The organism is Nocardioides silvaticus (assembly GCF_003160695.1).
Taxonomy (GTDB): Bacteria; Actinomycetota; Actinomycetes; order Propionibacteriales; family Nocardioidaceae; genus Nocardioides; species Nocardioides silvaticus.
Genome location: NZ_QGDD01000002.1, coordinates 46,785 through 59,197, shown reverse-complemented (window position 1 = coordinate 59,197; position 12,413 = coordinate 46,785). Strand labels below are relative to the sequence as shown.

The following is a 12,413-nucleotide window of genomic DNA, read 5'->3' as shown; positions in this document are numbered from 1 at the left end:
GTCAAGGCTACCGCGGCCGCCGATGCATCACCCAATCGACGTCGGCTGCCCCAGCGCGGCGTCGAGCACCGCCAGGAACCGGTCGCGGTCGGCACCCACCGCCACCTGCACCCGCCCGTCCCCCGCGAAGGCGAACCGGGTGGCACCGTAGGTCGCCGGGTCGGTGCGCTCGACGTCGACGGCGGCCCGACGCGTGGTCACCACCTGCGGGTCGACCAGGCAGGCGACCGCGAGCGGGTCGTGGAGCGGCGCCCCGGCGACCGCAGCCATCGCGGGGTCACGGCGGTACCACCCGATCCGCTCCTCCAGGAGGTCGGCGGCGACCGCCGCCGCAGCGGTGCCGCGCGCCCGCAGCCGGTCGCCGTCGACCGCGGTGAGCGGCACCGAGAAGGTCGCGTCCATCGTGACCAGCAGGACGTCGCGGAACCCGGCGGTGAGCACGTCGTGGGCGGCCTCGGGGTCGCACCAGAAGTTGCGCTCGGCGTACGGCGTGACGCCCCGCTCGCGGTGGGCGCCGCCCAGGACCACCAGCCGGTCCACCGCCTCGACGACCCGCGGGTCGGCCGCGACCACCGTGGCGATGTTGGTGAGCGGACCGGTCGGCACGAGGGTGACGGGCGTGGTGGTCGCCCGCAGGGTCTCGACCAGCCACTCGACCGCGGGAGCCCCCACTGGGGTCGTCGCCGGCGGCAGCGGCAGCGTGGACGGCAGGTCGGGGCGGCCACTGGGCAGCGGCTCGATCCGCGGCCGGACCGGGACGTTCCCGCCGGGGTGCACGCCGACGCTCCCCCGGCCGACGAGGTCGAGCACCCGGAGCGAGTTGTCCGTGGTGTGCACGACGTCGTGGTTGCCCCAGACGGTCGTCACACCGAGCAGGTCGAGGTCGGGGTGGAGCGCGGCGACCATGATCGCGACCGCGTCGTCGGTCCCGGTGTCGCAGTCGAGGACGACCGGGACCGACATCGCTAGCTCCATCCTTCCTCGTCGCCTCAGTGACCGGCGAGCACGAACCCGGGGTCCGTCTCCACCACCTGCTCGCCGCGCGGGCGCCGCGGCCGGCGCGGCCACCAGGCCCGCTCACCGAGGAGCACCAGTGCGGCCGGCAGGATCACCAGGCGCACCAGGGTCGCGTCGAGCAGGATGGCGGCCGACAGGCCGACGCCCATCATCTTCATCTCCAGCATGCTCAGTGTCGCGAAGATCGCGAACACCGACACCATCACCGCCGCCGCGCTGGTGATCACCCCCGCGGTCTCGGACACGCCGCGCTGCACGGCCAACCGGGCCGGCAGTCCGCGCTCGACGTGCTCGCGGATCCGGCTCACCACGAAGACGTGGTAGTCCATCGACAGCCCGACGAGCACCACCAGGACGAAGAGCGGGATCCAGTCGATGACGAAGCCCGGGCTGGAGAAGTCGAGCAGCGACTCGCCGACGCCGTGCTGGAAGACCACCGTCATCAGGCCGAACGCCACCGCCACGGAGGCCAGGTTGAGCAGTGTCGAGATGGCCGCGATCGGCACGCTCTTGAAGGCCGAGACCATCATCAGGAACGTCAGCACCAGGACGAAGCCGATGATGAGCGGCAGCCGGTCGGACACCTTCTGCTGGAAGTCCAGCGACTCCGCCGCCCAGCCGCCGACGGCCACGTCCGCACCGGACGCGTCGACCGTGTCCGGCACCAGGTCGTCGCGCAGGAGCTCCAGCGCCTCGTCGACCTTCTCGCTCGACTCGCTGAACGGCATCGCGAGCTCGATGACCGACGTCCGGCCGTCCTCGGAGGCCTCCACGGGCGCGGTCGGCTCGCGGAACATGCCGGTGTCCGCCGCCGTCCGGCCCAGCTCCTCGAGCTGGTCGGCCACGTTCTCCTGCTCACTCGCAGGAGCTCGCACGACGACCTCGGCCACCGGGCCCTCGGAGGGGAACGCCGCGGCGATCGCCTTGGTGGTCTGCACCTCCGCGATGTCACCGGGGAGGGTGTCGAGGTTGCTCGCGTGGGTCTTCATCCCGAGGGCGGGCACGGCGAGCGCGGCGACGACTGCTCCGCCGAGCAGCAGCGCGACGACCGGGTGCCGGAGCACCGGCCGGAGCAGGCCCCGGCTGAGCCGGTTGCTCCCCGGCTGCGCGCCCGAGCGCTCACGGAGCCGACGCGCGATCCGCCACGCGAAGGGGACCCGCGGCCGGTCCACCCAGCGGCCCAGCTTCGCCAGCAGCGCCGGGAGCACGGTGATCGAGCCGAGCACCGCGACCGCGACCACGACGATCGAGCCGGTGGCCAGGCTGTTGAAGGTCACGTCGGTCATCACGAACAGCCCGGCCATCGCGGCAATGACCGCTCCGCCGGAGACGAGGATCGAGTGGCCCGAGGTCTGGGCGGCGATAGCGACGGCGTCACGCGTGGTGCGTCCCTTGGCCCGCTCCTCGCGCTCGCGCTTGAGGTAGAACAGCGAGTAGTCGACGCCGACGGCCATGCCGATGAGCACGATCATGCTGGTGACCGTCGGCTCCGCCGGGAACAGGTACGACAGCGGCGCGCTGATGCCGATCGTCGCGATCACGCTGGTCGCGGCGAGCAGCACGGGAAGGCCGGCCGCGGTGAGGGCGCCGAAGGCCAGCAGCATCAGCACCAGCGTGATCGGCAGGCTGATGAGCTCGGCCGAGGAGAGGTCGTCCGCGACCCGCTCGTCGATGGCCTCGTCGAGCGTGAGGTCACCGGCCTGCTGCACGTCGAGGTCGGGGTGGGCGTCGCGCACGTCGGCGACGGCAGCGACCAGCGGGTCGGGGTCGTCGTGGTCCTTCGCGAGCTGGATCGAGATGAGCAGCGCCGTACGGTCGGGGTTCCACTGCGGCGCGGACACGCCGGTGACGCCGTCCAGGGAACCGGCCGACCGGGCCAGCTCGGCGGCAGCGGTCTCGGCCTCCTGCTGGTCGAGCGCCCCGCTGTCGGCGGTCACCAGCACCTGCTCGGAGTCAGGCGAGGCGAGCCCCGCCTCGTGGATCCAGCGGTCGGCGAGGCCGGACTCGCCGAGCCGGTAGTCGGCGTCGTCGGCCTCGTGGGAGGGGATGGTCGCGGCGAGGCCGACGGCCACGACGACGAGAGCGAGCCAGCCGAGGATGGCGCGCCAGGGGTGGGTGGCGCTCCATCGCGCGGCGCGCATGGACACCGAGGTCAACGGATTGGGGGACATGCGGATCCTCCTGGTCGAGATCTGTGGGGACGGGTCCAGCCTCGTGATCACGGCCGCCGCGGGCAGGAGCGCAGGCACCCGGGCAGGAAGTGGTGCCAGCACCACCGCGGCCGGGTCGGCGGTCGGGGAGGATGGCGGTGTGCCCGACCTGACCGACGACCGCGACGACCGCGTGAGCCGCCTCCGCATGACGGGGTACGCCGCACTCCAGGTGCTGGCGTTCGTCCCGCTGGTGCTGCTCTTCGTGCTCTGGGTGGTCGGCGGGGTGCTGATGGTGATCTGGGTCGGTGCGCCCCTCCTCGCGGTCGCGATCCCGGCGACCCGGCGGCTGGCCGGCTCCCACCGGCGAATGGCGTCGGCCGTCCTCGGGACGTCGGTGCCGGAGCCGTACGCGCCGATCGAGGGGCTGCCGTTCGTGCAGAAGCTCCGCGTGGTCGCCACCGACCCGATGACCTGGCGCGACCTCGCCTGGATCCTCCTGTCGATCACGTTCGGCTTCGTCGTCGCGCTCGTCGTCCTCGTCCTGTTCGTCGGTGTCGCGACCTGGTGGGTCTGGTACTACGCCGTCGGCCCGCTGATGCGTGCCCGGTCGGCTGCCGACCAGTGGCTGCTCTCCCCCGGCGTGACCGAGAGGCTCGAGCGGCGCGTCGAGCGGCTGACCGAGACCCGCGCTGACGCTGTCGACCACTCCGCTGCCGAGCTGCGCCGGCTCGAGCGCGACCTGCACGACGGCGCGCAGGCGCGGCTGGTGGCGCTGTCGCTCAGCCTCGGCATGGCCGACGAGATGTTCGAGCGTGACCCCGACGGCGCTCGCAGGCTCGTCAGTGACGCCCGCGAGACCACCGACAGTGCGCTCGCCGAGCTGCGGTCCGTCGTCCGGGGCATCCACCCGCCGGTGCTGGCCGACCGCGGCCTGGTCGGCGCGGCCCAGGCGCTCGCGCTCGACATGGCGGTCCCGGTGCGGGTCGAGTCGTCCCTCGACGGCCGCCCGCCCGCGCCGCTCGAGTCGGCCGTCTACTTCGCGATCGCGGAGTGCCTGGCCAACGTGGGCAAGCACTCAGGCGCCGACAACGGATGGATCCGCATCGACCACACCGACGGCGTGCTCCGGGTGGAGGTCGGCGACGACGGGCGCGGCGGCGCCGACCCGACACGCGGCACCGGGATGACCGGGGTGATGAGACGGCTCGGCACCTTCGACGGCACGATGATGGTCTCGAGCCCGGTCGGCGGGCCCACGATCGTCACCCTGGAGGTCCCGTGCGTCTTGTCCTCGCCGAGGACCATGCCCTCCTCCGCGCCGGCCTCACCCAGCTCCTCGAGAGCCACGGGTTCACCGTCGCCGCTGCCGTCGACAACGCCGCCGACCTGGACACCGCGCTGACCGACCCCACGGTCGACGCGGCCGTGCTCGACGTACGGCTCCCGCCGACGCAGACCGACGAGGGCCTGCGCGCCGCGATCGCCGTTCGCCGGGAGCGGCCCGGGTTCCCGGTGATGGTGCTGTCGCAGTACGTCGAGCACCTCTATGCCCGCGAGCTGCTCGCCAGCGGCGAGGGGTCGGTCGGCTACCTGCTGAAGAACCGGGTCTCCGACGTGGCCGAGTTCGTGGAGGGCCTGCGCCGGGTCGTCGCCGGGGGCACCGTGCTCGACCCCGAGGTGGTGGCGACGGTGATGGCACGTCAGCAGCCCGTCGACCGGCTGAGCGCCCGCGAGCGTGAGGTGCTCGCACTGATGGCGGAGGGCCGGTCCAACGCGGCGATCGCCGAGCGGCTGGTGGTCACCGAGAAGGCGGTGGCCAAGCACATCAACAGCATCTTCACCAAGCTCGACCTGCCGCTCGGCAGCGACGACCACCGCCGTGTACGGGCTGTCCTCACCTGGCTGCGGCTGTAAGGATGCGCGCATGGAGAAGCGCCTCGCGGTCTGCAACCTGTGCGAAGCCATCTGCGGCCTCGAGCTGACGATCGACGACGGCCGGGTCGCCGGCGTGCGGGGCAACCCCGAGGACCCGCTCTCCCGCGGCCACATCTGCCCGAAGGGCGTGGCGATCGGCGACGTGCACGCCGACCCGGACCGGCTGCGCCGCCCGGTGCGCCGCGACCGCGCCACCGGTGCGTGGACCGAGATCGGCTGGGACGAGGCGTTCGACCTGGTCGCCGACGGGTTCGCGCGGGTGGTGAACGAGCACGGCCGTGACGCCCTCGGGATCTACCTGGGCAACCCGAACGTGCACAGCCTCGGCTCGATGACCCACGGCACCGCGCTGGTCAAGGCGCTGCGCACCCCCAACACGTTCAGCGCCACCTCGGTCGACCAGCTCCCCCACCAGCTGGTGGCCTACCTGATGTTCGGTCACCAGCTGATGCTGCCGATCCCCGACATCGACCGCACGTCGTACTTCCTCGTCCTCGGCGGCAACCCGATGGCCTCGAACGGGTCGCTGATGACCGTGCCCGACTTCCCGGCCCGGCTCCGGGAGCTGAAGGCACGCGGTGGGCGGATGGTGGTGTTCGACCCACGACGCACCGAGACCGCCAAGGTCGCTTCCGAGCACCACTTCCTGCGGCCGGGGTCCGACCCCTGGGTGCTGCTGGCGATGGTGCGACAGCTGTTCGTCGACGGGGTCGCCACGGCGCCGTCGTACGGCGTCGGGCTGGCCGCGGTCGAGGAGGCCGTCGCGCCGTTCACCCCGGAGCTCGCCGAGCAGCACAGCGGGGTGCCGGCGGCCGCCATCGTCCGCGTGGTGCGTGAGCTGGCCGCTGCCGACTGCGGCGTGGCCTACGGCCGGATCGGCGTCTCGACCGCCGCCTTCGGGTCGGTGTGTCAGTGGGCGATCAACCTGCTCAACCTGCTGACGGGCAACCTCGACCGCGAGGGCGGGGCGATGCTCACCTCCCCCGCCATCGACGTGGTCGGCACCGGGCTGGTCGGCCGGGGTGGTCACGGGCGCCGGCACTCGCGGGTGCGCGGCCTCCCGGAGACCTCGAGCGAGCTGCCGGTGGCGGCGCTGCGCGAGGAGATCGAGACGCCGGGCGAGGGCCAGATCCGCGCGCTGCTCACCCTGTCCGGCAACCCCGTGCTGTCGACGCCCGACGGCGGCGGCCTCGACCGAGCGCTCGAGGGGCTGGAGTTCATGGCCGCCGTCGACATCTACCTCAACGAGACGACCCGGCACGCCGACGTGGTCCTGCCGCCGACCACGGCGCTCGAGCGCGACCACTACGACCTGATCTTCCACGCCCTCGCAGTGCGCAACACCGCACGGTTCACGCCGGCGGTGTTCCCCAAGGAACGGGACACCCGCCACGACTGGCAGATCTACCGCGAGCTCGCGCTCCGGGTGACCGACCGGATCCGGCCGCGTCGCCCCCTCGCCGACCGGCTGAAGCTCCGGCTCCGGATGTCGGTCAGCCCGACCCGGATGGTCCAGCTGCTCCTGGCCCGCGGCGACGGGCCCACGCTCACCCAGCTGCGCCGCAAGCCCGAGGGGGTCGACCTCGGGCCGCTCCGTCCCGGTCAGCTGCCCGGGCGCCTGCGCTCGAAGGAGCGCAGGATCGACCTCGCGCCGGAGCTGGTGCTGAAGGACCTGGCCCGCCTCGGCGACGTCGCACCACCGCAGGACGACGAGCTGCTGCTGATCGGCCGGCGGCACAAGCAGGACTGCAACTCCTGGATGCACAACACCGAGCGCCTCACGAAGGGCCGGCCACGTCACCAGCTGCTCATGCATCCCGACGACCTCGCGGCCCGCGGGTTGGCCGACGGCGCCACGGTGACCGTGGCCTCACGGGTGGGGTCGGTCGAGGTCGACGTGCTCGCCACCGACGACATGATGCGCGGTGTCGTGTCCCTGCCCCATGGCTACGGGCACGCCAAGGACGGCACCCGGCTCGGGGTCGCCCGGGGCGTGCCGGGCGTGTCGATCAACGACCTCACCGACCCCGAGCGGCTCGACGTGTCGGGCAACGCCGCGCTGTCCGGGGTGCCGGTGACGGTTCGCTAGGTCAGGGTGATCGACGGTCCGCGAGCATCCGGTAGATCACCCGCATGCTCACCGCCCGTGCCAGCTCGTCCACGATCACCGTGAAGAACTCCTTGCGGTAGAGCTCGTCGGTGATGGCGACGACGGTGAAGTAGAGACCGGAGAACCCGGCGAGGAACAGCGAGACGTGCAACAGCTCGTAGCTGACCAGCTCGGGGCCGGGCGGGTAGGTCGGGTAGCCGTCGCCCACCCACGAGGTGATCACCGACTCGTCGATGGCCAGTGCGCCGAAGCCGAGGAAGAACGCGAAGACGGCCAGCACGAGGAGGAAGACCTGCACAGCCTGGGCGATGACGAGCACCAGGACCAGGTTGACCATCTGCAGGCCGGTGACCTGGGCTTGGTCCGGCAGGTCGACCTCGTCCTCGCAGATCCGACGCGCGGCGTCGGCGAGCGGGCTGTTCGCGGTGCCGGCGAGGACCTCGTCGATCTGCACCCGGTCGTCGAACTGATCGAGTTCCTGGGCCAGCCGTGGCACCAGGAAGAACGCCGCGACCCCCGCGAAGCAGAGCACGGCGCCCCAGAGCACGCCGCCGTGGAGCGCCGAGGCGACCTGCCAGACCTCGGTGTTGATGAAGAGGAAGGTGATGAAGAGCATCAGGATCGGCAGCGCCCGCGTCGCGAGCGGCAGCAGCAGGCCGAGGCTGCCCAGGGCCCGCCGGAGCGCCCACCGGGCGATGGGTGTCGCGTGCAGCGCGGCCATCGAGTAGCCGACGAGGGTCAGGCCGGCGGCGGTGATGCCCGCGACCGCCGCGAACGACGGCTCGGGGGTCGCGCTGACCGCCGTACCGACCCCGACGCCGACCACCACCGCGACCGTCGCGACGACGGCCACCCGGGTCCGGGTCAGCCGGGCCGCCACGTCCTCACGCATCTCGTCGACGAACCAGGGCAGGCCGTGGTGGGCGAACCACGCCTCCGCCGCCGCGCGCTCGTCCGCGGCGACCGGATCACTCGTCATGGCCCGAGGATGCCGCGAGTCCGCTCCACGTCGTCGGCAATTGCGACAAGCAGTGCGTCGATGCCGTCGAACCGCACCATCCCGCGGATGCGCTCGACGAACTCGACCTCGACCTCGACGCCGTACAGGTCGAGGTCGGTGCGGTCCAGGACGTAGGCCTCGACGCGGCGGTCCCGCTGACCGTCGAAGGTGGGGTTGGTGCCCACGCTGATCGCCGTCGGGTGCTGGGTCCCCCCGGCGTCGTCGAGCCTTCGCAACCAGCCTGCATAGACGCCGTCGGCCGGAGCGGCAGCGCCCGGGACGACGGGCACGTTCGCGGTCGGGAAGCCGAGCTCGCGGCCACGCTTGTCCCCTTCGACCACCACGCCGCGGGTGACGAACGGGCGTCCGAGAGCCTCGGCTGCGCCGGCGACGTCGCCGGCGGCGAGGCAGGTGCGGACGTACGTCGACGACCACACCTGGGGTCCGCCGTCGAGCTCGACCGCCTCGACCAGGAAGTCCTGCTCGGCGCCCGCCTCGCGCAGCGTCTGGCGGTCGCCGGCCGCGCGGTTGCCGAACCGGAAGTTGGCACCGACGACGACGGCCCGGGCGTGCAGGCTCCCGACGAGGATGCGGTCGATGAACTCCTGCGGCGACCAGGCCGCGATCTCCCGCGAGAACGGGATGACGAGCACTGCGTCGACGCCGGCCTCGCCGAGGAGTCGGAGCCGCTCGTCGATGGTCGTCAACGTCGGCGGGGCGTGCTCGGGCCGCAGCACCGCGATGGGGTGCGGGTCGAACGTCACCGCCACGACGGTGTCGACACCCACCTCGCGCGCGACCTCGCGCGCCCGCCGGACGACGTGCTGGTGGCCGAGGTGCATCCCGTCGAAGTTCCCGATCGTGACGACCGAGCGCCCGAGGTCGGCAGGTACGTCCTCGAACGTTCTCCACACGCGCACGAGCGCCAGACTACTGATCGGACGGCGGGAACCGGAGGTCAGGCCGGGTCGACCAGCCGCTCCGCGAGCTGCTCGGTGAGCGAGGGGCGGAGCCGGTCGAGGTCCCAGTCGCCTGCGCGGCTGCGGACGTGGTTGGTCACCCAGAAGAAGGAGACGTCGCTCCCGGGTAGCCGGGTGATCTCGGCGTACGACCAGTCGTTGCCCCCGTTGTGCCACTCGACGGTGCCGAACGGGGCCTCGGCGACCACCCAGCCGTAGGCGTACCTGGTCGACCCGCCGGGCTCCTCCTGCGCCCGCGGCCGGAACAGCTCCGCTTTCGCTGCCTCGTCGAGGACCGCCTCGCCGTCGAGCGCCGCGAGCCAGCGACTCATGTCGCCGGCGGTCGAGAGGATCCCGCCGTTGCCGCGCAGGTTCCAGTACGGCCCGTCCTCGGCCCACGGGTGGTCGAAGGGCCGCCCCTGTGACCGGTCGCGGGCGTCGTACTCGAGTGCGACCTCCTCGTCGTCCCAGTCCGGGAGCACGTAGCCGGTGCGGGTCATGCCGGCGGGCTCGAAGAGCTCGGCACGGAGGTAGGCCTCGTAGTCCTGGCCGGACGCCTCCTCGACGATCGCGGCCAGCAGGCTGTAGCCCAGGTTGGAGTAGTGGTAGCGGCGCCCGGGCTCGGACCGCAGTCGGGAGCCGAGCGCGCCGGCGACCATCGCGTCGCGGTCGAGCGGGTCGTAGTCGTCGCCGAGCGCGTCGACCAGGCCGGCGGTGTGGGTGAGCAGGTGCCGCACCGTGATGTCGCGCTTGTCCGGCGGCACGTCGGCGAACCAGCGGCCGAGTCCGTCGGTGACCGCGAGCCGCCCCTGCGACGCGAGCTTCACCACGGCCGCGGCGGTGAACTGCTTGGTCACCGAGCCGATGTCGTGGACGGTGTCGCAGCCGGACTCGCCCCAGCCGTCGCAGGACACGACCTCGCCGTCGACCACAGCGGACACGCTGCCGCTCGAGCCCGCCGGCAGGTCCAGCCCCAGGTCGCCGACGGGGAGCTCGTCCGCCGTGCTGGTGGTCGGCTCGGAGGAGGCAGGAGCGGGCGCCGGGTCCGCCGCGTCGTCGCACGCGGCGACCGCGAGTGCGGCCGCGAGCAGGGCGGTCGCACCGGTCAGTCGAGCGTGCATCGCCAGGTCGTCCCCGGGCCGTCCCGGTTCTCCGCGGCACAGTCCCAACCGGCGTCCACCCGGGCATCGACCTCGCGCTCCACGTCCCCGCAGCCGTCCGCGCAGGTGAAGGTCTCCTGCTCCACGCGGCCGGGGTGGGTGGCGGCGGACCAGGCCGTGACGGCGAGCAGCGACCCGGTCGCGGCGGCGAGACCGACGGCGATCCGTCGTCCACGGCCGGCGCGGCGACGGCGCTCGGCCCAACCGCCGCGCAGCAGGCCGAGGGCCTCGCGGGCGGTGCCGTGCCGGCCGGCGAGCTCGGTCGCCAGCAGCACCAGCTCGTCACCGTCCCGCCCCCGTACTTCGCGCGGGTAGGCCCGCACGCAGGCTTGCAGCACCCGGCGGCTCATGCCGGTGCCGTCCGGACCCGGGCGCCGAGCACCGCGGCGGTGGAGCGGAGCCGCTCGACCTCCTCGGCCAGCGCGGCGCTGCCGGCCGCGGTGATCCGGTAGTAGCGGCGACGGCGGCCCTGGACCTCGCGCTCACCCGCGGGCTCGACCAGCCCGTCGGCCGTGAGCCGGTTGAGAGCGCCGTACAACGTGCCGGCGGTCAGCCGTACCCGGCCGCCCGACAGCTCCTCGGCGTCACGGGAGATGCCGTAGCCATGGCACTCCGCGCGGGCCAGGCTGGCGAGGATGTACAAGGCCTGCTCGGTCACCTGCGCCACCATACATCGTCAGGCGATGCATCGGAAGAGGACCGGTCAGCCGACGAACACTGCTGCCGGACGCGCCCGGTCACCGTCGGGCTTGTAGAGCGCGAGGAACTCCCCGCCCGGGGCGAAGACCGCCGTCAGCGCGTCGAACCGGAGCGGAAGCGCCCGCCCGTACCGGACGTCCTGCGCCTGCTCCGCGTCCAGGTCGTACGACGGGAAGGACGCCCGCGCCGCCTCGTCCAGCGACACCAGGCTCAGGCGGTCCAGGTCGGCGTCGGCGCCCTCCAGCGTGAACGGCCCGACCGAGTGCCGGCGCAGCGCGGTGAGGTGGCCGCCGACGCCGAGTGCCGCTCCGAGGTCGCGGGCGATCGCCCGGATGTAGGTGCCGCTCGAGCAGGTGACCCGCACCTCGAGGTCGAGGAAGTCCCCCTCGCGACGGAGGTCGCCCGCCTCGATCGCGTGGATCGTGACGGCGCGGGCCGCGAGCTCGACCTCCTCCCCGGCGCGTGCCCGGGCGTAGGCGCGCTTCCCGTCGATCTTGATCGCCGAGACCGTCGACGGCACCTGCTCGATCTCGCCCTCGAAGGCGGTCAAGGCCGCGCGGACGTCCTCGTCGGACAGGTGGGCGGCCGGGGTGGTCGCGACCACCTCGCCCTCGGCGTCGTCGGTCGTCGTGCCGGCGCCGAGCCGGACGATGGCCGCGTAGGTCTTCTCGGTGAGCATGAGGTGGCCGAGCAGCCGGGTGGCGCGCTCCACGCCCAGCACCAGCACGCCCGTCGCCATCGGGTCGAGGGTGCCGGCATGGCCGACCTTCCGGGTCCCCATGGTGCGGCGGACCCGAGCGACGACGTCGTGCGACGTCATCCCGGCCGGCTTGTCGACGACGACCAGGCCCGAGGCGGCCACTACTCGTCGTCGTCCTCGTCGTCGAGGTCGTCGTCGGCCGAGACCTCACGCGGCTTCCGGTACGGGTCCGCCTCGCCGGCCGGCTTCGCGCCCTCGCGGGCGGCGGCGACCGCGGCGTCGGCCTCGCGGGCCTTGGCCAGCACCTCGTCGAGGTGACGGGCGCTCTCCGGGATGACGTCGAGCTGGAACGCCAGCGTCGGCACCAGCCGCATGCCGAGCTGCTTGCCGACCTCGGACCGCAGCAGCCCCTTCGCGGACTCCAGAGCAGCCGCCGTCGCGGTCTGCTCCTCCTCCTCGCCGAGGACGGTGTAGTAGACCGTCGCGTGCTGGCTGTCGCCCGAGAGCCGCACGTCGGTGACGGTGATGAACCCCAGCCGGGGGTCCTTGATCCGCCGCTCCAGCATCTCGGCCACGATCACCTGGATGCGGTCGGCGATCTTGCGGACGCGCGGGTTGGCCATGACTTGTTCCTATCAGTGGGACGTCTGTGCCGCCCGCCCCGGCAGGGGCGGGCGGCA

11 protein-coding genes and 1 pseudogene are annotated in these 12,413 nt (G+C 72.9%); 3 read left to right on the top strand and 9 right to left on the bottom strand.

Translation table 11 applies throughout. From position 1 onward, the window contains the following. Positions 1 to 27: 27 nt before the first annotated feature. The gene (locus tag DJ010_RS05110; RefSeq protein ID WP_158282940.1) at positions 28 to 963 is read right to left on the bottom strand and encodes a nucleoside hydrolase; all 936 of its coding nucleotides are present in this window, start codon (positions 961 to 963) and stop codon (positions 28 to 30) included. A 26-nt stretch (positions 964 to 989) separates the two neighbouring features. After that, entirely contained in the window at positions 990 to 3,188 is a 2,199-nt protein-coding gene (locus DJ010_RS05105) for an MMPL family transporter (RefSeq protein ID WP_245927222.1), read from the bottom strand. Here DJ010_RS05105 and DJ010_RS22635 point away from each other — a divergent pair. From DJ010_RS22635 to DJ010_RS05090, 3 genes and pseudogenes are all read left to right on the top strand, one after another. Beyond that, positions 3,115 to 4,077: pseudogene (locus DJ010_RS22635) on the top strand (sensor domain-containing protein); the annotation flags it as partial. The gene DJ010_RS05105 and the pseudogene DJ010_RS22635 overlap by 74 nt on opposite strands. A gap of 371 nt (positions 4,078 to 4,448) precedes the next feature. Continuing rightward, a complete protein-coding gene (locus DJ010_RS22630) occupies positions 4,449 to 5,084 on the top strand; it encodes a LuxR C-terminal-related transcriptional regulator (protein WP_245927220.1) in 636 nt (211 codons plus the stop codon). Between the two features lie 10 nt (positions 5,085 to 5,094). Continuing rightward, positions 5,095 to 7,194 carry a molybdopterin-dependent oxidoreductase gene (locus DJ010_RS05090; RefSeq protein WP_109692583.1) on the top strand — a complete coding sequence of 700 codons (2,100 nt, stop codon included), beginning with the start codon at positions 5,095 to 5,097 and terminating at the stop codon, positions 7,192 to 7,194. Position 7,195: 1 nt separating this feature from the next. Here DJ010_RS05090 and DJ010_RS05085 read toward each other — a convergent pair whose 3' ends face one another. Genes DJ010_RS05085 through rbfA form a run of 7 tightly spaced genes read right to left on the bottom strand, consistent with a single transcriptional unit; the run spans position 7,196 to position 12,356 of the window. Beyond that, a complete protein-coding gene (locus tag DJ010_RS05085; protein WP_109692582.1) occupies positions 7,196 to 8,194 on the bottom strand; it encodes a hypothetical protein in 999 nt (332 codons plus the stop codon). Then, the gene (locus tag DJ010_RS05080) at positions 8,191 to 9,135 is read right to left on the bottom strand and encodes a bifunctional riboflavin kinase/FAD synthetase (RefSeq protein WP_109692581.1); all 945 of its coding nucleotides are present in this window, start codon (positions 9,133 to 9,135) and stop codon (positions 8,191 to 8,193) included. The genes DJ010_RS05085 and DJ010_RS05080 overlap by 4 nt, the downstream gene beginning before the upstream one ends. Positions 9,136 to 9,173: 38 nt before the next feature. Beyond that, positions 9,174 to 10,295 (bottom strand): serine hydrolase domain-containing protein, encoded by a 1,122-nt coding sequence (locus tag DJ010_RS05075; protein WP_109692580.1) that lies wholly within the window; start codon positions 10,293 to 10,295, stop codon positions 9,174 to 9,176. Then, positions 10,280 to 10,684 carry a hypothetical protein gene (locus tag DJ010_RS05070; protein WP_109692579.1) on the bottom strand — a complete coding sequence of 135 codons (405 nt, stop codon included), beginning with the start codon at positions 10,682 to 10,684 and terminating at the stop codon, positions 10,280 to 10,282. Before DJ010_RS05070 ends, DJ010_RS05075 begins: the two co-directional genes overlap by 16 nt. Next, positions 10,681 to 10,992: a PadR family transcriptional regulator gene (locus tag DJ010_RS05065; RefSeq protein WP_109693094.1), complete on the bottom strand. Its 312-nt coding sequence runs from the start codon at positions 10,990 to 10,992 to the stop codon at positions 10,681 to 10,683. Before DJ010_RS05065 ends, DJ010_RS05070 begins: the two co-directional genes overlap by 4 nt. Positions 10,993 to 11,037: 45 nt before the next feature. Beyond that, positions 11,038 to 11,895 carry a tRNA pseudouridine(55) synthase TruB gene (gene truB, locus DJ010_RS05060; protein ID WP_109692578.1) on the bottom strand — a complete coding sequence of 286 codons (858 nt, stop codon included), beginning with the start codon at positions 11,893 to 11,895 and terminating at the stop codon, positions 11,038 to 11,040. Beyond that, on the bottom strand, positions 11,895 to 12,356 hold the full coding sequence (gene rbfA / locus DJ010_RS05055; RefSeq protein ID WP_109692577.1) for a 30S ribosome-binding factor RbfA: 462 nt from the start codon (positions 12,354 to 12,356) through the stop codon (positions 11,895 to 11,897). Before rbfA ends, truB begins: the two co-directional genes overlap by 1 nt. Between the last annotated feature and the right edge of the window lie 57 nt (positions 12,357 to 12,413).